Origin of the sequence: Streptomyces sp. NPDC007162 (assembly GCF_040634175.1) — a bacterium.
Classification (GTDB): Bacteria; Actinomycetota; Actinomycetes; order Streptomycetales; family Streptomycetaceae; genus Streptomyces.
The window spans coordinates 1-18216 of sequence record NZ_JBEYFC010000045.1; the positions used below are offsets into that span (position 1 = coordinate 1).

Annotated in this window: 17 protein-coding genes and 3 pseudogenes; 7 read left to right on the top strand and 13 right to left on the bottom strand. The window is 68.1% G+C overall.

Annotated features, from left to right (window positions below):
* A pseudogene (locus ABZ646_RS08060) lies at nucleotides 1–133 on the bottom strand (TetR family transcriptional regulator); the annotation flags it as partial.
* A 1371-nt stretch (nucleotides 134–1504) separates the two neighbouring features.
* On the opposite strand from ABZ646_RS08060, the gene ABZ646_RS08065 reads away from it, so the two are divergent.
* Nucleotides 1505–1750, top strand: coding sequence for a DUF3761 domain-containing protein (locus ABZ646_RS08065; protein WP_360514306.1), 246 nt, complete (start codon nucleotides 1505–1507; stop codon nucleotides 1748–1750).
* 40 nt (nucleotides 1751–1790) lie between these two features.
* Here the strand turns inward: ABZ646_RS08065 and ABZ646_RS08070 are convergent, their stop codons facing one another.
* From ABZ646_RS08070 to ABZ646_RS08090, 5 genes are all read right to left on the bottom strand, one after another.
* Complete coding sequence (locus ABZ646_RS08070) at nucleotides 1791–2009, bottom strand: hypothetical protein (protein WP_358986810.1); 219 nt, start codon at nucleotides 2007–2009, stop codon at nucleotides 1791–1793.
* 180 nt (nucleotides 2010–2189) lie between these two features.
* Nucleotides 2190–2879: an HNH endonuclease family protein gene (locus tag ABZ646_RS08075; protein ID WP_360514309.1), complete on the bottom strand. Its 690-nt coding sequence runs from the start codon at nucleotides 2877–2879 to the stop codon at nucleotides 2190–2192.
* 381 nt (nucleotides 2880–3260) lie between these two features.
* A complete protein-coding gene (locus ABZ646_RS08080) occupies nucleotides 3261–3989 on the bottom strand; it encodes a helix-turn-helix domain containing protein (RefSeq protein ID WP_360514312.1) in 729 nt (242 codons plus the stop codon).
* Nucleotides 3989–6097, bottom strand: coding sequence for a hypothetical protein (locus ABZ646_RS08085; protein WP_360514315.1), 2109 nt, complete (start codon nucleotides 6095–6097; stop codon nucleotides 3989–3991). The genes ABZ646_RS08080 and ABZ646_RS08085 overlap by 1 nt, the downstream gene beginning before the upstream one ends.
* A 25-nt stretch (nucleotides 6098–6122) precedes the next feature.
* Nucleotides 6123–6719: a helix-turn-helix domain-containing protein gene (locus ABZ646_RS08090; RefSeq protein WP_360514318.1), complete on the bottom strand. Its 597-nt coding sequence runs from the start codon at nucleotides 6717–6719 to the stop codon at nucleotides 6123–6125.
* A gap of 1422 nt (nucleotides 6720–8141) precedes the next feature.
* Here ABZ646_RS08090 and ABZ646_RS08095 point away from each other — a divergent pair.
* The 3 genes from ABZ646_RS08095 to ABZ646_RS08105 all read left to right on the top strand — a co-directional run bounded on the left by ABZ646_RS08095 (nucleotide 8142) and on the right by ABZ646_RS08105 (nucleotide 10436).
* Complete coding sequence (locus ABZ646_RS08095) at nucleotides 8142–9050, top strand: helix-turn-helix transcriptional regulator (protein ID WP_360514321.1); 909 nt, start codon at nucleotides 8142–8144, stop codon at nucleotides 9048–9050.
* Complete coding sequence (locus ABZ646_RS08100) at nucleotides 9047–9532, top strand: hypothetical protein (protein WP_360514324.1); 486 nt, start codon at nucleotides 9047–9049, stop codon at nucleotides 9530–9532. The genes ABZ646_RS08095 and ABZ646_RS08100 overlap by 4 nt, the downstream gene beginning before the upstream one ends.
* Nucleotides 9533–9632: 100 nt before the next feature.
* On the top strand, nucleotides 9633–10436 hold the full coding sequence (locus ABZ646_RS08105; protein ID WP_360514327.1) for an SAM-dependent methyltransferase: 804 nt from the start codon (nucleotides 9633–9635) through the stop codon (nucleotides 10434–10436).
* A 43-nt stretch (nucleotides 10437–10479) separates the two neighbouring features.
* Here the strand turns inward: ABZ646_RS08105 and ABZ646_RS08110 are convergent, their stop codons facing one another.
* Both ABZ646_RS08110 and ABZ646_RS08115 read right to left on the bottom strand, forming a co-directional pair.
* On the bottom strand, nucleotides 10480–11394 hold the full coding sequence (locus ABZ646_RS08110) for a helix-turn-helix transcriptional regulator (protein ID WP_360514330.1): 915 nt from the start codon (nucleotides 11392–11394) through the stop codon (nucleotides 10480–10482).
* Between the two features lie 88 nt (nucleotides 11395–11482).
* A complete protein-coding gene (locus ABZ646_RS08115; RefSeq protein ID WP_360514333.1) occupies nucleotides 11483–11719 on the bottom strand; it encodes a DUF397 domain-containing protein in 237 nt (78 codons plus the stop codon).
* A 204-nt stretch (nucleotides 11720–11923) separates the two neighbouring features.
* On the opposite strand from ABZ646_RS08115, the gene ABZ646_RS08120 reads away from it, so the two are divergent.
* Together ABZ646_RS08120 and ABZ646_RS08125 are read left to right on the top strand one after the other, a co-directional pair.
* A complete protein-coding gene (locus ABZ646_RS08120) occupies nucleotides 11924–12484 on the top strand; it encodes an ATP-binding protein (RefSeq protein ID WP_360514336.1) in 561 nt (186 codons plus the stop codon).
* 238 nt (nucleotides 12485–12722) lie between these two features.
* Complete coding sequence (locus ABZ646_RS08125; protein ID WP_360514339.1) at nucleotides 12723–13988, top strand: IS701 family transposase; 1266 nt, start codon at nucleotides 12723–12725, stop codon at nucleotides 13986–13988.
* A gap of 103 nt (nucleotides 13989–14091) precedes the next feature.
* Here the strand turns inward: ABZ646_RS08125 and ABZ646_RS08130 are convergent, their stop codons facing one another.
* Complete coding sequence (locus tag ABZ646_RS08130; RefSeq protein WP_093680218.1) at nucleotides 14092–14481, bottom strand: hypothetical protein; 390 nt, start codon at nucleotides 14479–14481, stop codon at nucleotides 14092–14094.
* Nucleotides 14482–14605: 124 nt separating this feature from the next.
* A pseudogene (locus ABZ646_RS08135) lies at nucleotides 14606–15615 on the bottom strand (IS5 family transposase).
* 157 nt (nucleotides 15616–15772) lie between these two features.
* Here ABZ646_RS08135 and ABZ646_RS08140 point away from each other — a divergent pair.
* Nucleotides 15773–17024, top strand: a pseudogene (locus ABZ646_RS08140) (IS701 family transposase).
* Nucleotides 17025–17140: 116 nt separating this feature from the next.
* On the opposite strand, the gene ABZ646_RS08145 reads toward ABZ646_RS08140, so the two are convergent.
* The 3 genes from ABZ646_RS08145 to ABZ646_RS08155 are packed head-to-tail and all read right to left on the bottom strand — an operon-like array spanning nucleotide 17141 to nucleotide 18154.
* The gene (locus tag ABZ646_RS08145) at nucleotides 17141–17359 is read right to left on the bottom strand and encodes a hypothetical protein (protein ID WP_360514342.1); all 219 of its coding nucleotides are present in this window, start codon (nucleotides 17357–17359) and stop codon (nucleotides 17141–17143) included.
* On the bottom strand, nucleotides 17356–17931 hold the full coding sequence (locus ABZ646_RS08150) for a sigma-70 family RNA polymerase sigma factor (RefSeq protein WP_360514345.1): 576 nt from the start codon (nucleotides 17929–17931) through the stop codon (nucleotides 17356–17358). The genes ABZ646_RS08145 and ABZ646_RS08150 overlap by 4 nt, the downstream gene beginning before the upstream one ends.
* A complete protein-coding gene (locus ABZ646_RS08155; protein ID WP_360514348.1) occupies nucleotides 17924–18154 on the bottom strand; it encodes a hypothetical protein in 231 nt (76 codons plus the stop codon). Before ABZ646_RS08155 ends, ABZ646_RS08150 begins: the two co-directional genes overlap by 8 nt.
* Nucleotides 18155–18216: the final 62 nt, after the last annotated feature.

An 18216-nucleotide genomic window follows, 5' to 3' on the forward strand; every position in this document is an offset into this window, starting at 1 on the left:
CCGAGGCTATCTCGTCGATGGAGACCTCGTCCGGCGAGCGGCGGCTGAACAGTTCGAGGGCTACGCCGATCAACTGCTGCCGTCGCTCTTCGACTTCATTGAGCTTCTTCGGACTGCGGCGAAGTGCACACATCTACATGTTGGCGCCGACGAGGTTCGCGTCTTCAGTCACGAGGGAGGGTTGGGCGCCAAGGGGATCCGACTCAAGACGGGTATGGCGTCGCACAAGAGTGTTCAGAAGGTTCTTGACACACTCTCACAAGCAGTCCCGAACCTCGGAAGGATCTGACCCAGAAGGCGAGAGCTGCACTTAGGTACATGAACACGCACAATTGGGGCAACGCAACCAATCGGGCTCTCGAGCTCCAGTTCTTGATCAAGGCATTGGGGAAACCGGGATGACGGGTGAAGAATTCATCGCCCGGGTGATCTCTACTGGCTCGCTTCTCCGGTTCGGGATCGGCGACAGTCCCGAAGCGGTAGATTCCGTGGTTCCGCTCTCGTACGCGGACGACTTCACGGGTCGCCGGAACGCCAGGACCCTTCGGCGAGACTACGGTCTTTTCGAGGTGACGTACGGTGGAGAGCCGGTTTGGGCGTGCCAGGCTATTTCCCTGGAAGTCCACCGACTGCTCCATTTGCCAGAGCTGCGAGAGGAAGTTCACGAACGACTGGGTGTTCGGTTCGATCCCTTCACGAGCTGGACCGATGTCCAACGTGAGTACGAGCGGATCCCCGGAAGCGGTGCCTTGGAAGTGGTAGACGGGTCGCCCGGATACCGCATTCTTCGGGAACGTTCTGTCGGGTCCTCGGTCCACGTCCTGGACGATCCGAGTGCCGTCCGTGGAGAATTCCCGGGGCATGGTGATGTGTGGAGCCTGGAGGTAATTCCAGCACGTTCTATGTGATAGTAGAAAGCCGCAGGTCGAGCCAGTCTCGGCCTGCGGCTTTCGACACGGCATCAGGGAAGGCGACCTCGGCAGGTTGTGAGCAGGCCGCCGAGGTGAAGCTCGTCATGCACGATGCGCAGTCGTCCAGCATGAATAGCACCTGCGAGCGGTAACGGCTTGGCTGCGCGACATGTGGGTCAAGTGCCGCCGAAAGTAATCGCTTCCAAGGTTGAGCAATGGCCCTGTAGAGTTCCGGTCGTACGATTCGCCGCAGCCTTGTCTGGTCGCGGACGTCGACCAGACTTTCACCAATTCGACCAGCATTGGCACACAGCGATCCCATGACATACATCGATGGTCTTTTCACCGGTGCCGAGGACGGCGCGTCGGCAGGACCTGTCGACTGGGATCCGCTGCGTGAGCCCGACGCCCTACAGGAAGTCGGCGCGGAGTTTCGGTTTCATCGGGCTCGCTTGCTTGTTCACTTCTCTCGAACCCCTGGTGACGGCCGTGCTACCACGGTCACAGCCCGGTGACCACCTACCGCTCCTTCCTCGCGGCGCCGGCCGACTGGTGGATGCTCGCCTCTGCAACCAACTCCCAGGGGGTATTCGATGATGACCAGGTTCCGGGCCGGACTCGCGGCTGTGGCCGTGGCAGGGGCACTGTTGGTGCCGATCGCCGCGGCCAGCGATGCGGCAGCAGCATCCTGCGCGCGGCACACCACCGGCGTCTGCAAGGCCAACAGCCCGCATCCGCGCGGGGCGACAGCCAAATGCAACGACGACACCTACTCCTACAGCGCCCACGCCCGCGGCACCTGCTCACACCACCGCGGCGTGAAGTACTGGTACCGGTAGGCCACACGCTCTGCGTGCCAGACACGGGCGCCTTGGCCTGTCATGTGGCCTCGGCTGTGCGGCCCTGCCGGATACGGCCGAGCAGGTCCTGGTGATAGGCGGGCAGGTCGCCGTCCGGGACAGGGGCGGGACTGCCGGCCAGGGTGTACCACTCCTCGGCGCCGGTGTACTGCACGAGGGCATGGGCGCTGTGGCCGTCGTCGCCGAGGCGGGTGCGGACGGTGAGGTCGCCGGTGATGACGCCGACCTCGTCGGTCATCACCCCGCCGGGTCCCGCGGTGACCTCATCGGAGTACCAGGCTCCCGCCGCCGCAGAACCGGCACCCGGGCCTGGGCCGGGGCGGGGTGTGTCAGGATCCGGTTGCTGCATCGTCCCTCCCCTGTACCCGGTGCTCACCGGACTGTGCCCGGCCGGCGGTGGTGCATCGCGGGTGGCCGGTCATGCGGCGCAGGTGTCCAGCATGTCGTCGAGCTTGTTCTTCTCCGGTTCGGTGATGTTGAGGTGGTACACGTACTTCACGTGGGTCCAGGCGCGGGAGTAGGTGCACCAGTAGGACCGCAGCGGCGGGGCCCACTGATCCGGGCTCTGGTCGCCCTTCTGCCGGTTGGACGACGCGGAGACAGCCACCAGTTGGGGTTCGATGAGGTCGTTGGCGAACTTCCGGCGCAGTGCGGTGTCCCACTCGTCGGCGCCCGAGCGCCAGGCGTTGGCCAGGGGCACGACGTGGTCGATGTCGAGTTGGCCGGAGGCGGTGAAGACCTTGTCGTCGTAGGGGCTGATCCAGGTGCCGGAGACAGCACGGCACTGGTCGTCCTGGAGGACGTCGGTGCCGTCGCGTTGCAGGACGACCTCACGCGTGTCACAGGTGCCGTACTGGATGATCCAGTGCGGGAACTTCGTGCGCGAGTAGCCCGCCATCGAGTGCGGAGCGGCGACATTCAAGTCACCGAGTTCCTTGCGCACGATCTCGGCAGGCGGTGGCTCGGGCAGATCCCGGCGCGCTGCCGCGGCAGTGACCGCGTTGCGGGTGGATACCGGCGTGGCGGCGGCCGGAACTGCCGTGAGCGGGCCGAGCAGCACGGTGGCGGCCGCGGTGACCAGAGCGAGCTTCGCGTGGACGGGGCGCATGCGCGTATCTCTCCTGTCCTGCAGAGGATGTGCAGGACACGACAGATAGCGGTCCCCGCTCCCCGGGGTGTCGGCATACGCGACGTCATCACCTGAACGGCGGGCGGAAATTCACCGGAGAAACGATCACGCAGGGGGACGCCACGTAAGCCAACCTCCCCACAATGGCCTGGCCTGTTGACGGCGCGGGACCGGTTCGCGGCTGATCTGCGACCGGCGGAAGAAGCATGTACGGCAATCGAGAAGGCGGTCTCGGCCAGTCTCTCCGCACTGCCGAAGGCTCCAGTGGGCGCTGATGCGGCCCCATCTGCCCTTACAGTCCGCTGGCAGTCGGCTTCAGTGGTCTCGACGCTCCTGGGAACTCCGGGAGTGGGTGAGGGATCAGCGGCGTGAGGCGGCCCGCCAGGTGCGGACTTCCAGGTGGACGATCTGTGCGTCGGGGTGGATCCGGCCGGTCTCGACGAGCCATTGGTGGATGGCTGCGGTGACGTCGCCGCTGGCCGCGTCGACGCGTTCGGCGAAGTCGGCGGCGTCGAACCCGCCGGTCTGGGCGGAGCCGTAGGAGCGTTCCTCGGTGTGGTCGGGGCGCTGGGTGACTTCACGGCGGATGCCCGGTGAGTCGGTGCGGCTGCCCGAGGGATGCACGTAGCCGGTCTTGGCGAGGCGGACGGTGAAGGCCAGGCGCAGGCGCAGGCGGGCGGCTTCGGCGATGAGGGGGCGCAGGCGGGCGGAGCCGGAGGCGATGGCCTGGGCTGCGACGCGGCCGGTGCCGGAGCCGGTGGGGGTGATCAGGACGGCTTTGCCGCGTACTCGGGCGCGGGCGCCGGAGCTGGTGGTGCGGCGGGTGGTGTGGCGGGCGGCGATGGAGGCGAGTTCGGGGAGTTCGGTGATGCCGCCGGTTTCGACGGCGGCCAGGACCTGCTGGAGGGCGGGGACGAAGGCTGCTCCTTTGTTCTTCGTGTAGAACTGCGAGACCAGGGAGGGGTCTCGGTTGATGATGCGAGCGATGTCGCGTCTGGTGTAGCCGGCTTGCTGGAGTCGGTCGGCGAGTCGGGCCGCCTCGTTCAACTGCTTTTGTTCTCGGGGTGGGTTGCGGCGTCGGGTCGGCATCAGGCCTCCCGGCCGGTGGCGGTGAGGGCGGTGCGTCCCGTATCCCTCAGGGTGAGCAGTTCTTCTTCGGTGGTGGGGGCAGGCAGGGGGCCGTCGAGACGGCCTTTGAGGAGGTAGTCGCCGGGCTGGTGGTGGTAGGGCCAGTTCTGCGGCTGGGTGAGGTAGAGGGCGTCGGTGCGGAAGGCAACGACGGTGCCGGGTGGGGTGTGCAGGGCTCCGGCGTAGGTGTCGTCGTCTCGGTGGCGTTGGGTGAGCAGGGCGGCGCGGGCGGCGGACCAGATCGCGGCGGCCCATTCGGGGTGGGCGTTGGGGTCGCGGGCGAAGCCGGTGGGTTTCTGCCATGTGATCAACGCGTCGTCGAAGCTGATGATTTCGGCGTCTGCGGGTACGTCGCGTTCCATGGCGCGGGGGGTGGTGCCGGTGACCATGCGGGGGCGCTGGGCGAAGGAGCCGATGCCGTACAGGAGGATGGAGCGCACGGCGCGGGAGGCGAGGTGGGCGGCGCGGGCCTGCTGGGGGTTGCCCTGGAAGTGGGCCTGGGCGGAGAGGTTGGTCCAGGTTTCCTTGAGTTTTTTGGCCCAGTCGTCGAGGGGCTTGCCGTCCTCCCAGAGGATGCCGTCGAGGATTTCGATCTTCCACGGGGTGATGGGGTTGGTCAGGGCGGTGTGGATTTCGGGGCCGCCGGCCCAGGTGGTGAATGTGGTTCCGGGGGTGGCGGGGTAGTGCCAGGCGCGGTCGCCGGGGGCGGGAGCGGGGAGGAGGCCGACGTGGTTCCAGGTGTCGGGGACCGTTACGCGTACCTGCCAGTGCCCGCACCCGTACAGGGCCCGCATCTGTTCCTTCTCGCTCCAGGTGGCGAAGGTGTGGGCGGTGATGCGGCGGGGGGTGCCGACCGGGGATTTCCAGGTGTGCTTGGCGTAGGCGAACGTGCGGTCGTACTCGACGAGGTGAGGCAGCTGCGCGGGGACCCGGGGCGGGGTGAGGAGTTCGTTGCGGCCCTGGCCCGCGGTGGCGTGCAGCAGGCCGCGCAGGTCCTCCGAGAGTACGGGGAAGCCGTCGGCGTGCTGGCCACGTTGCGGGATGGTGCGGGTCCACAGGTCTCGGCCGGTTTGGGAGGGGGAGCCCATGAGGACGGCGTCGTCCCAGTGGCGGCGCAGGGCCTGCCACAGCAGGACGAACGCGTCGCGGACCGTGTGGGGGTCGTCGCCGTCGAGGTCGAACCACTCCCCCACTGAGCGGATCTCCACGTGCTGCTCGCCGCCTTCGCGCTGGTAGCGGCCGACGGGGTTGCGGGCGTGGACGAAGTGTCCGGCCATGCGGTCGCGGCCGCGGCCGGTGTCGGTGCGCCAGCCCGGTGCGGGTGCGTTCAGCCAGGCGGCGACGGCGTCGCGCAGGTAGGGGTAGCGGTCGGCGTCGTGGTGCCAGGGGTCGCCGGCGGTGATGTAGATCCGCTCCACGCCCTCGGGGATGGTGTGGAAGACGGCGGTGAGGATGTCTGCGGCCGTGGCGGCGCCGAGGTCCAGGCGGTGGGTCTGGTTGCGGTGGACCAGGATGCCGGTGCTGGTGTCGAGGAAGACGGTGGAGCGGGCCTGTTGGGTGAAGTTCGGGCGGGTGGAGGCCAGGCCGGGCGTGTGGGTGAACCAGGCATCGCCTGCGGTGCCTTCGGCGATGGCGGGCAGGCTGCGTGGCGTCTGGGGTTGTGCAGTCGGGGCCGCGGCTTGGGCCAGGGGTGGCGAGGCAGCAGGGCGGGGAGGTGTGGTGCTTTTCGTGGGTGTCACGGTTTGCGGGTGTGGTGCCGGCTTGGGGCTGGTCTCGTCGGCGGCCTGCGTCGTGATCGCTTCACAGGGCGGCGGAGGCTGCGGCGCAGTGTCGCTGTCCGCGGCCAGGCGGTCGGGGGCCAGTGCCGGGGCCAGGGTGACGACGTCGGCCATGCTCAGCCCGGACGCCGGGGCGATCCGCTCCGCCTTTGCCTTCTCGTAGGCGGCCGCCTGGACGACCCGCCTGTCCCGGTCGCTCTCCAGTCTCGTCAGTTCCGCCCGGGCCTTTTTGATCGCATCCCGCACGGTCCGCAGCTCGGTGAGCGCGGCACTGTAGCTCTGGGCGTCCATCGGGGGCTTCCTTGTCCGGCCGGCTTCAGTCGGCGGTGTGCGTGGTGACGTATGCGATGGCCCCGCCCGATTGAGAGGCGAGCCGGGTACCGAGGAGAAGTCCGGCGAGCCGGCGGTCGCCGTCCAGGCCGGAGGTGATCACTGTGTGTGGGGCGGCGAGGTCGGTGACATATCCGGCCAGGCGCGCGTCGGGGAAGGCGTGGCGGCCCTCGGTGTTCTTTTCCCACCGCTCGAGCCCGGTCAGCACGGCTACCACGTAGCCGGACAAGGTGACCGGGAGCACTCCCCCGGCTGCGACGCTTGCCGCGTCGCACCGCCACCAACCCCGCAGCGCCTTGATGAGGGCATCGGGGCTGAGGCTGGCTGCGAAGCCGATCCAGTCACGGTCGGGGTCGTCGGAGGGCTGGGCGGTGTCCACGCGCAGGACGGCGATCTCCCCGGTGTCCAGTTGCTGCAGTGGGGCCTGGGGTCGTGCGCTGAGGGCCTGGACCGAGCTGAGGGGAATCATGACTCGCACTCCGCGGCGGGAGAGCCCGGGGAGCAGTCCGGCCCGCACGAGACGCCGGAACGTCGTGACGGCACAACCGAGTTCCTCGGCTGCCTGCCCGGTTGTCAGCAGCACCCCTCAGCCTCCATCCGTCATCCGATATCTGATTCCGCATGTACGTTACTTAGCGAGTGAAGGGACGTCAAACCGCTGCCGACGGCGCTGCAGAACGCGCGTCAGACCGGCGGCTCGGCCTGGCCGCTCCGCAGAGTCCGTCACGGCTTGCAGGTCCTGTCGCAGGATTTTGCGGCCGCGTTGTGAGGGCGGCGATGCCATGGAGAGCGCGGCGCCCACCTGGGCTTTGTCGGCGTCGGCCGCAATCAGCGTGATGCCCGGTTCGATGACGCGAACCTCCTCGCTCCGGAGCGGGCCAGGCGGCGCTCCGCCGCCCCCTGCGGCGAAGGTCCGCACTTGTGGCGGCGGGCAGAGCCGGCAGGGCGCAGGGTGCACAGGGGCCGCCCAGCCGCTCGCCCGTCGCGGGGGCCGGGCGGTGGAGGCTGGAGTGGCTGACTGCGTCGCGGCCGGCCCGCACGGCGCACCGACCGGCTCCCGGCCGGAGTTCTTCCCGGCCCGTGGGGGCGGGCGGGCGTCGCGAGCACCGGGGCGGCCGAGCACCCGCGGGCGCGCCGGGGTGCGCCCTATCTGATTTTTCACGCGCTGGCAAACGGTGTATCAGAAACCTTGCAGGCGGAAGCGATCAATTTCGATCAGACACAGCCGTTTTTGGGTTCCGGTCAGCCTCATTCGGGCGAATTCTTGCTTCCCAAGGCTGTTTCGCGCATCGGTGCGGCCGGATTTTCCGTTAAAGCCTCACTCTATTGGCCGCGCGATCCAGGAGCACGCTAAGGTCACGGCGAGATAGGGGCCCTGGTCCACAGGATGGCACCGACAGACCAGGGCCCCTCCGCATTTTGACCAGCCGTCAATTCCGCAAAGGAGAAAGATGACTGACCCCAATGTGGTCCAGGGCACCGTGGTGTCCGGGACGCCTCTAGACGGTAGCAATGCCGGCCGGTATTACGCACGCTTGCGTGCCCTGGTTGTCACGGTCGGCTTGGGCCCTGTCGTGGTCCTGGTTTTGTCCTTTGTCCTGCCGTCCGCGGGGCAGTGGCCCGCTGCCGCGTGCGTGGCGTTCGCCGCCGTCGCGGCGGGGGCAGCGCGCACTTCGCGGATCGAATTCCTCTGGGCACGACGGGATTGACCCCGGATGCTGCGGGTGGCCGGCGTGCGCGAGTCGCTGCCGGCCGCCCGCAGCCCGGTGGCCGCAAGCGTCGGCGGGTGCTGCCCGCTCGCGGGGAACAGGAGAGGGATTTCGAGGTGCCTACTGATCCGTCGCAGCCGGAGCGGTGTCCGGTTTGTGGGGGCCCCATGGTGCAGAACCCGGGGGCCGGGCGGCGTCGCCGCTACTGCTGCACCGCCTGCCGTCGGCGGGCTCAGCGTAACCGGCAGCCGCGCCAAGCCCCGGTCGCCGCCGTGCAGGGACCTGTGGGTGCAGCGGTGGCGGCCGAGGTCCGCAGACTGGCGCAGCAGTTGCTGGACAGCGAGGTGCGCCAGGAGGAGCTGGGCACGCTGTTGGAGAGAGCCGAAGCAATCCGCCGGGAGTTGGATATTTATACCGCGGCTGCGGTGCAGGACGCCCGCCACCGGGGTGAGAAATGGGAATCGGTGGCCCGGGCCGCGCACGTAGCTCCGGAGACGGCACGGGCACGGTGGGGGCCCGAGCGGGTGGCCCGGATGATGGACCTGCATGCCAACGAGAAACGGGCCGCTCCGGCTCAGTGGCGGGGCCTGCAGTCTGCCCGGTCCGCTGACGGGCCGGAGGAGACGGTCGGCGACCTCGGTTCCGAAGCGGTCTCCCCCGCCAGCCAGCTGGCGTCGGCGCTGATGCAGCTGCAGACGGCCAGCGGCCTGTCCATCCGGGAGGTGGCCGACTCCACGATGCTCTCGCCGTCGTTCATCTCTCGCGTCCTGTCGGGAGACCGGCTGCCCACCTGGGACCTGACGTGCTCACTGGCGGTCCTCTTCGGCGCTGACCCGGCCGAACTGCGCGTGCTGTTCGAAGCGGCGCACGGAATGACAGCGCAGGGACGTCAGCCCATCGCTGCGGCCATCGCACAGTTGCACGCTGCAGTACGCGGGCTGTACAGGGCGGCCAAGTCTCCTCCCGCGGAACGCATTGAGCGCCTCAGCGCCAAAACGGTCAGTGCGCTGCAGGCACGCCGTGTCCTGCAGGGCATCGACGTGCCGGAGTGGGAGGTGCTGGCTGCCCTGGTGTGCGCGCTCGGGGGCCGTCCGCTCGATTTCAAGCCGTTGTGGGAGGCCGTGCATTACTCCTTCCTGATGTGCGACGACCCCCGCCTGCCGGAAGGCAGGGCGCACATCGCCGTGCCGGAGGAGGAACCGTGAGCGCACACCGCCCTGCTGACCACTGCTCAAAGGCGGCGCCGGCCGCCGCCGTCGCAGGCCGGCGCGCCCCCGCTTGCCCACCGGAGGATCGGGCGCAGCGCACCGCGCTGACGGCCTATACGGCCTTCCGTGAACGCCACTACGAGCCGTACCTGCGGTATGCGGCGCTGCGGATCGGCCGGGGCGCCGCGGCTGAGGCGGCCGTCGTGGCGGCGTTCACCGAGCTGGCGGTGTCCTGGACGGCGATCCTGGGCGGTGCCGGCCCCGCTGCCGCGGCCTGGCAAATTCTGCACGACCACATCGACCGCGCCCTGGGGTGTGGTCCGACCGCCGTCCCGGCCGCTCAGGTTGTGCAGACGCTGCAGCACGATGCGCTTGTCCTGCACGAGCAGATGCAGCTGAGCCCTGAGCGCATCGCCGAGGTACTCGGGTTACGCCCGGGGGACCTTCCCAGCCTGCCCGCGCGCGCCCCGCAGGAGTGAATTTCAGGCCGTTGCCCAGCGTGCCGCCACGACCTTTCCCTACACTCCGTCAATAGGGGAGCACGCCGCGCAGGCGTGCTAGGGCAGGAGGGGAAACCGCGTGAGCTTGCCGTACGGAGTGGACGTCACGATTCCGAGTGTGGCCCGCATGTACGACAGCCTCCTGGGCGGGCAGGACAACTACCCTGCGGACCGAGCGGCCTGCGAAGAGCTGCTCAAACACGTGCCGAGCATGCGGGAACTGGCTCTGAACAACCGGGAGTTCCTGCGCCGCGTCGTGCAGGTGCTCGCGGCCGAGTACGGCATCCGGCAGTTCATCGACCACGGTTCGGGGCTGCCCACGCAGGACAACGTCCATGAGATCGCCCAGCGGGTGGACCCCTCCAGCCGGGTGGTCTACATCGACAACGATCCCATCGTCCGCACGATCGGCGGCGTGCTGCTGGCAAGCAATGAGAACACCGCCGTACTCCAGGCGGACCTGCGGGAAACCGACGAGATCTTCTCCAGCGAACCGGTACGCCGGCTCATTGACCCCAACGAGCCGGTGGCGGCGCTGTTCGTGTCGGTGCTGCACTGCATCCCGGACCGTGACCGGCCGGCCGAGCTCATCGCCCGGGTCGCGGACCGGCTGCCGCCCGGCAGCATGATGGTCATCTGCCAGCTCGTCAGCGAATCCGCCCAGGTCCGTGACTTCGTCAGCGGTTTCATGGACGAGCAGACCCAGGGCCACTGGGGCCGGGTGCGGCAGAAGAAGGACGTGGCCGGCTTCTGCGCACCTCTGGACGTGATCGAACCGGGTCTGGTGGAGGTCTCCACATGGCGCTCCCGCCCAGACACCGTGCCCGCCCAGCTCAGCTGGGAGTGGGAGGAGTACGGCGGGGTGGGCTTCGTCAGGCGCTGAGTGCCACGCCGACGGCGGGATCGCTGCCCGCCTGCCCGCGGTATCAGCGCCAGGAAGCCAGCGCCTGCTCAAGCAGCGCCGGTGTCTGCTCAGCCGGGTTGGCCATGCCGCACAGGTTGTTCAGGATGGCCTGGTAGCGCTCGGACTCCGAGGGCTTCTCGCGGTAGACAGCTGTTTCGTACTGCTCGAGGTAGACCATGTCGGGCAGGTACTCCGGGGTGAAGAACCGCAGGTGTACGACCGGGTGCCCAATGACCCCGGCGGCGCCCACGCTCAGCGGGGCGATCTGGAGACGAAGCCGATAGGGCAGTTCCTCCACCAGCGCGAGCAGGTGCTTGATCTGCCGGTACATCACTCCTGGCGTGCCGACCTGGCGGCGGAAGACCTCAGAGTCCATCACGGCCAGCAGGACCGGCGGTGAACCGGCGCGGCGCAGCATCTCGATGCGCTGCATCCGCAGGGCCACGCGTTCGGCGATTTCCCTGGCCGGCCTTGTCGGGTGGACAGCCCGGATCACGGTCTCGGCGTACTCCTCGGTCTGCAGCCAGCCCGGGACCAGTTGGGGTTCGTAGGAGATGATGCGGCGGGCGGCGGGTTCCATGGCCAGCAGCGGACGCACGGCCGCGGACGCCGCATTGGCGTAGAGCTGCCACCCCTCCGGTTGAGCCGCTTCCCTAACCAGGTCGGCGATCCTGGCTCGCTCCAGCGGATCTCTCACGCCATAGGCGTCCAGGAGCCGTTCGACCTCGGCGGGTTTGAAGGCTGTCCGGCCGGTTTCCATGCGGCTGATCGTCGCTTCGGAGGCGTGGATGCACCGGGCAGCCTGCCGGGGCGCGAGCCCTGCGTAATCACGGCAGCGCCGCAGGTGCCCCGCGAGCGCCTTGCGATGTGCGGCCGGCCCCCACTCCGGGCGATGCGGAAATCCGAGGATCGACGGCGCCTGAACGTCGGCTGCCATACGGGCACTCCTATTGGGACGTTGAGATGCCTGAGTATGGCAGCCGGCACCCGGCCATGTCAGGGAGTGGCCATATATCTACCGTCGGTCACGAAAGGGTGAAGTCGAACTCGCCGTCCTTGACGCCACCGAGGAAGGCCGCGATCTCCTCACGTGTATAGACGAGGGCAGGACCGTCCGGGAACCTGGAATTGCGCATCGCCACGTCCCCGCCCGAAAGACGTGCGACTTCCACGCAGTTGCCGTTTCCGCCGCTGCGGCCGCTCTTACACCAGCGCACCCCTTCGATCGTGCCTGCGCTGACACCGTTTTCCACCCGCTGCATACCTCACCGTGCCCCTCCGAGCCGTACCCGACGCCAGCCGGCTCTTGTCCGTCACGGCCGACAGCCGGGCCGACTGCCTGTACGAATATCCGGGCTCTGCAATTGCAGAGCCCCGCTTGCAGGAACGAGGAGCGGACCGGAATAGTGACGGGCACGACGGCACGTTGTGCTCTCAAGCACGGCACCAGTTCCGGGGGACGGACAATGACGCCACAAGGCGAGGGCACATTCCGGCCACAGTCCACGTCTGCCACGCGCAACAGCCAGAGACGGCAACTGCTGTTCCTCGGCGAGCCGCTTGCCTCCACACCCAACCTCGCCGTCCGCTCGGGCCTGGGCAGCACCCCCTTCGCCGCCCGCCGCATTCCCGTCGCCTCCCACCACTGCTGCTACATTGCACGGCAGTTCACCCGGCACACCGTGCACCGCTGGAACCTGCACAGCATCTGCGACGACGCGGTCCAGATCGCCTCCGAACTCGTCGCCAACGCCGTCCGCCACGGCCATCCCGACACCGCCACCGCCACCGTCGATAGTGAGCAAGCCGGGGTATGGCTGGCCTTCACTCTGCGTCCGCGCACCCTGCTGTGTGTCGTACGCGACCCGAGCGAGCTCAGCCCCAGGCTCACCGCTCCTCAGCCACTCGCCGAACGCCACCGGGGACTGCCCATCGTGAACGCTCTCAGCAACACCTGGGGCTGGACGACAGAGCCCAAGGCCCAGGGAAAGTCCGTCTGGGCGCGCGTGACACTGCCAGCCGCATAACGGGTTTCGCCCAAGCCTCAAGCCATTTTGAATGAGCGTGCGGCGGCGCATACCCGGTGACTTCGGTGCGGCGGCCCTAGTACTCCAGTCTGACTTCGCGATCTTGTGGCGGACCCGGCTGGGAACGGGTACGGCCACCGCGTGATCATCGGTTGGTGTGTGGACAAACGAAGATCGTGCGGTGGCCGCGGGCCATAGCGTAGACCCTGCCCGCTGGCGGGTGTTGTTCGACCAGGTCATGGCTCGTATCGCCGGGCGGTTCGGCCGAGTTGAGCCTCGGGCCACGGCCCGCGCCTACTTGCTCGGGCTGCTGTCGGCTACCGAGCGGAAGAACTGCTGGCAACTGGCTGAACAGGCTGGTCACGCCCGGCCCGGGCCGATGCAGCGCCTGCTGCGTTATGCCCGCTGGGACGCCGACGCCGTCCGTGACGATGTCCGCGCCTACGTCGTCGACCATCTCGGCGACGACGGCGTTCTCATCGTGGACGAGACCGGCTTCGTGAAGAAAGGCAGCATGTCGGCGGGGGTGCAACGCCAGTACACCGGCACAGCCGGCCGGATCGAGAACTCCCAGGTCGGCGTGTTCCTCGCCTATGCCACTGAGCGGGGACGCGCGCTGATCGACCGACGGCTCTACCTGCCCGAGCGCTCCTGGTGCTCCGATCCCGAGCGCCGCCACGCTGCCGGGGTGCCCGAGGACCTCCCCTTCGCGACCAAGCCCCGGCTGGCCGAGGAGATGATCGTCGCCGCGCTGGACGCCGGAGTGAGTGCATCGTGGGTGACTGGCGACGAAGCCTACGGCCAGGACCCACAGTTACGCGCACGCCTGGAGCGGATCGGCATCGGCTACGTGATGGCCGTCGCCTGCTCCACCCGGGTCGTGATCAACCAGGGCCGCACCCCTGTCCGCGCCGATGTCCTCGCCGACCGCCTGCCCGCCTCTGCCTGGCAGCGGCACAGCGCCGGAGCCGGCGCGAAGGGCCCGCGCTACTACGACTGGGCCTGGATCCACATCGGCACCGGCGTCCATCGTCACCTGCTGATCCGCCGCAGCCAGACCACCGGTGAACTCGCCTTCTACCTGTGCTGGTCACCCAACCAGATCACCCTGCACCAGCTCGTCCGCGTCGCCGGTGTCCGCTGGAGCGTCGAGGAGTGCTTCCAGGCCGCCAAGAGCCAAGTCGGCCTGGATCACTACCAGGTCAGGCACTGGACCTCATGGCACCGCCACATCACGCTCGCCATGCTGGCCCTGGCCTTCCTGACCGCCCTCGCCGCCGACGCCAACCCCGCCCGGCCTGCCGATCCGCAACATCCCGCCCGCAGCCACGACCCGATCATGCTGACCGTCCCGGAGATCCGTCACCTGCTCGTCGCCGTCTTTACCCCACCGGCCATGACTGCCGCCAGACTGCTGCATTGGTCCACCTGGCGCAGACGCCACCAGGCAACAGCGCGACGCAGCCACTACCAACGACGATCCGCCGACGGACCCGCTGGATAGATCACGAAACCGCACTGGAGTACTAGGGCGAGTATTCGGTCGTGATCAAGGGGTGGTCTTGGTGAGCCAAAGCGCGATAGTTGTCACATAGGCAGGCTTGTTGTCACCTGCGAGGTTGGGCGCCGGACTCGGGGGTGTCGGCCGACTCCATGGTGGTGGGTCGGCGTCCGCCGCAGCAGGCCACCACTACTGTCGCTGTGGAGTTCAGGAAGATCGTGAACCAGGATGACCTGTCCACCGCGTCGATGGATCCGGTACGAAGCGGCTCTTCCCCGGCCCGCTTGAGGATGTCAACGCTCTCGGCAAGGCCATCAATCGTGTGGCCACGCTTCAAGGAGTGGTGCATTCGACCCCGGAAGACGCCCGCGTGCCGGTTGGCCGGGACCAGGCCGTCCCAGACGACAAAGTCAGCCCCGGCGATCAAGGCGTTACGTGCAGGCCCGCATGCCGGAGTCTGTTCGCGGAGCATGGCGATGAGGTCGTCGCGAGTCACACTGCGCCCCGGCGACAGGAAGACCAGTGATCGGCTATGTGTGACAACTCCAGCGCCTCTCTGGTGACAGTCCGGCTGCTTCGACCTGGTTTCTGTGCAGCTTATGCGGTGCCGTCGGTGACAACTACCGAGCCTCGGCACACTTGGCCAGGTCCTTGATCCAGATCATCGCGCCGCGAAGGTGGAGGCCGGCGAGGTAGCTCGCAGGGGACTTGTCGTAGCGAGTGGCGATGCCTCGCCAAGCTTTCAGCTTGTTGATCAGGCGCTCGACGGTGTTCCGCTCCTTGTAGAGCTCGGCGTCGTGGCTGACGGGCCGGCCGCCCGTGGAGCCTCTCTTCTTCCGGTTGGCGGCCTGGTCCTTCTTTTCCGGGATGACTGCCTTGATGCCGCGTGCGCGCAGGTGTGCGCGGTTGCCGCGGGACGAGTAAGCCCTGTCTCCGGCGACCGCATCGGGGCGAGTACGGGGACGGCCGACCGGCCCACGGACCCGCACCTTCTTCAGGACGGGTATGAACTGAGGGCTGTCAGCGGCCTGCCCTTCGGTCAATACGAGCGCCAGCGGGCGGCACTTGCGCTCGCCGGCGACGTGGACCTTGCTGGTCTGACCGCCCCTGGAACGCCCGAGCAGGGCGGCCTTCAGGCGGAGCTTGCGCCTGCGCCGGACACGTCGTCGCTCGTCCCGTTCCGAGTCGTGTGCGGCGTCCTGCTTGTTTTGTTCCTCCGAGCCGCCCCCTTTTGCCGGGCCTTCTCCGCCTCCTCGGCGGCCTTCTCCAGGTCGGCAAGCGTGTCGGAGTCGAGGTGCATCCCAGCGGCGTCATGGTGGGCCCGGACGGTGGTGGAATCCACGCTGACCAGCGACAAGTCCACATCACCCCGCTTCGCGGCTTCCGTAATCACGCCCTCCAGCAGGGCCTCGAACACCCCGGCATCCCTCCACTGCCGGAAGCGGTTGTGGACAGTCGACCAGGCGCCGAACTCCTGCGGCATCTCCCGCCACTGGCCGCCCGTCCGAAACCGCCAGATCACGCCCTCGAACTGCCGACGCAGCCGCTCGGGGTACGGGCCGTACTCACCGATCGGCAGGTACGGCTCAATGAACTCCCACTCGGCGTCTGTCAGTTGTACTCGCGTCATACAACAAGATCTGCCGGATCAGGCACGACCGCGAGGGCGAAACCCGTAAACTGATCACAACCCGATACCGGCCCTAGTAGGGCTTGGTCAGCTTCAGCCGTGAGTGGTGTGTCTGTTGGGCGGTGGGTGTCGTTGTGGTGGTGTGACACCTGGGGAGATGGCCGAGGTCCGGGAGGACCTGGAGGCGTTCACGGCGGAGTTGTTCGACGGGTTCTTCCGCGCTGACCAGCGGCGGTGGGGCCAGGTATACGTGCGTGGCCTGCTGCTGGACGGACGGCGCAAGTCGGTGGAGCCGATGGCCGCGAGGCTGGGTGAAGACGGCAACCGGCAGGCGCTGGCGCACTTCGTGACGACCAGCCCGTGGAATCCAGCGCATGTGCGGGCCCGTCTCGCGTGGAAGAAGCACGAGGCGCTCCAGCCGGAAGCGTTGATCGTCGATGACACCGGCTTCCTCAAGGACGGGGACGCCTCGCCCTGTGTGTCCCGGCAGTACACCGGGACCGCGGGCAAGGTCACCAACTGCCAGGTGGGCGTCTCGTTGCACTTGGCTCACGACCATGCCTCGGCCGCGATCAACTGGCGGCTGTTCCTGCCCGCCTCCTGGGATCCCGCGTCACCGGAGGCGGATCCGGCGAAGGTCGCCCGCCACCATCGGTGCGGCATCCCGGGCGAGGCCGCTCACGTGGAGAAGTGGCAGCTGGCCCTGGACATGATCGATGAGGCCCGCAGTTGGGCGTGGACGTTCCGCTGGTCGTGGCGGACGCCGGATACGGCGACGCCACCGCCTTCCGCCTGGGCCTGGAGGAACGGAACCTGGCCTATGCCGTCGCGGGATCTCTTCTCGCATCACCGCCCACCCCGCACACGCCCGGCCTCTCACCCCGCCCTGTCAGGGCACCGGCCGCCCGCCGGTGGCGACGTATCCGAACAAGCCGATGACGGTGAAGGAACTGGTCATGCAGGCCGGCCCGCAACAGGCCCGGCCGGTGTCCTGGCGTGAGGGCTCCCGGCCGGGACAGGGCCGCAGCGGCTTCAAGCGCATGTACTCGCGCTTCGTCGCCCTGCGCATCCGGCCCGCCGGACGCGAGATCCGCCAGGCCACCAGGGGTGCGGAGCTGCCCGAGCGGTGGCTACTGGCGGAATGGCCGGCCGGTGAGAGCGAGCCGGTGCAGTTCTAGCTGTCCAGCCTGCCCTCCGGCATCCCCCTGGCCACGCTGGTGCGGCTGACCAAGCTCCGCTGGCGCATCGAACACGACTACCGGGAGATGAAACAGGCCCTGGGGCTGACCCACTTCGAAGGCCGCACCTGGAACGGCTGGCATCACCACGTCACCCTCGTCTCCGCCGCACACGCCTTCTGCACCCTTTACCGGCTGGCACGAGCCCCAAAAGACGCGGCACCGGACTGAGCCTCTACCAAGTCGTCCGCGAGATGCAGACACTCCTCGACCTCTGGACCGGCACCTGCCCCACCTGCCAACGCGACGCGACATACCGACCCCCATACGAACCTGACCAAGCCCTACTAGGGACGCCGTGTTGCCTCGGATTTGTCCGCCGAAGGATGCTGCAAGGTGCGGCGCCGCGCCCGCAGCGGGTGCTGGCAGAAGATGTCCGCGAGTCCCGCATCCAGGTCCACGCTGGACGACAACGTCTCCAGCACTCCTGTCTCAGCGCGGACGAGAAGCGCGTCCAGCAGCACGTCCTCGCTGGTGTACTCGTTCTCGGCGGTGTGGTCCGTCATCGCCCCTCCTGGGAGATCAGGCCGAGGGAACGCTTCAGGGCTGCTCGGGCGCGGGCGTAATTCTGGCGGACTGCTTCGGGAGTGATGCCGAGTGCGCTGGCGATCTCTGCGTGAGTGAAACCGTCGAGGTGCCAGGCCATGACGTGCCGTTGTCGCGGCGGCAGTACGGCCAGGGCGGTGTAGACACGCTGTTCTTCTTCTTTAAGGGCAACGGTCTCGGCCGGACAAGCGCCGCCGGGCGTATCCGGTATCAGGGCCGTAGGGTGTTCCCGCCCCGCCGTCTGACGCAGGTAGCTACGGGTCGAGACCGTGCGGAGCCACGCGTGCGGCGCGGTGATTTGCGGCCAGCGTGGGAATGCCTCGGTGAAGGCGGTATGGACGGCGTCCGCTGCTTCATGCGGGGTGGCACCCAGCCGCATCACGAACCGAATCAGGCCCGCTGCGTGGCGGTAGTAGAAAAGGGCGAATCCCGCGCGCGAGCCCAGGAGTTCCGCTTCCTCAGTCGGGCGCCGTGGAGCAAGTTTCCTGGCCCGGTGGGTCAGCACGCGTTCCCTGGTCTGGGATTCATCCATGATTGGAGCCCGCCCGGCAGGAGTGGATTTCGATAACTGTCTCCTGCCCTGCCAGGCGTTCTGTCATCCGGCTTCCAGCTGGCAGGAATTGAGCACGCTCGGTTGCGCCCTGCTGGTACAGCTGGGCCAGCCGGACAACAGTGCGGCACGTGATCCATTGATACAGCAGACGCACGACCGCGCCCGCTAATGCAGCGGACATGCCGCTCAACACAGGGTCCATGGTGGTCAGGTCTCCATCCGTGCAGCCAGTAGACGGTGCGCAGCACCCGATACACCAAGTAG

Coding starts and splice junctions, on each gene's coding strand:
- ABZ646_RS08085 (WP_360514315.1), bottom strand. CDS start 6,097: ATGGACGCCCAGAGCTACAGTGCCGCGCTCACCGAGCTGCGGACCGTG.
- ABZ646_RS08080 (WP_360514312.1), bottom strand. CDS start 3,989: ATGCCGACCCGACGCCGCAACCCACCCCGAGAACAAAAGCAGTTGAAC.
- ABZ646_RS08125 (WP_360514339.1), top strand. CDS start 12,723: ATGGCTCGTATCGCCGGGCGGTTCGGCCGAGTTGAGCCTCGGGCCACG.
- ABZ646_RS08065 (WP_360514306.1), top strand. CDS start 1,505: ATGATGACCAGGTTCCGGGCCGGACTCGCGGCTGTGGCCGTGGCAGGG.
- ABZ646_RS08145 (WP_360514342.1), bottom strand. CDS start 17,359: ATGACGGACCACACCGCCGAGAACGAGTACACCAGCGAGGACGTGCTG.
- ABZ646_RS08070 (WP_358986810.1), bottom strand. CDS start 2,009: ATGACCGACGAGGTCGGCGTCATCACCGGCGACCTCACCGTCCGCACC.
- ABZ646_RS08150 (WP_360514345.1), bottom strand. CDS start 17,931: ATGGATGAATCCCAGACCAGGGAACGCGTGCTGACCCACCGGGCCAGG.
- ABZ646_RS08110 (WP_360514330.1), bottom strand. CDS start 11,394: ATGGCAGCCGACGTTCAGGCGCCGTCGATCCTCGGATTTCCGCATCGC.
- ABZ646_RS08115 (WP_360514333.1), bottom strand. CDS start 11,719: ATGCAGCGGGTGGAAAACGGTGTCAGCGCAGGCACGATCGAAGGGGTG.
- ABZ646_RS08120 (WP_360514336.1), top strand. CDS start 11,924: ATGACGCCACAAGGCGAGGGCACATTCCGGCCACAGTCCACGTCTGCC.
- ABZ646_RS08075 (WP_360514309.1), bottom strand. CDS start 2,879: ATGCGCCCCGTCCACGCGAAGCTCGCTCTGGTCACCGCGGCCGCCACC.
- ABZ646_RS08155 (WP_360514348.1), bottom strand. CDS start 18,154: ATGGACCCTGTGTTGAGCGGCATGTCCGCTGCATTAGCGGGCGCGGTC.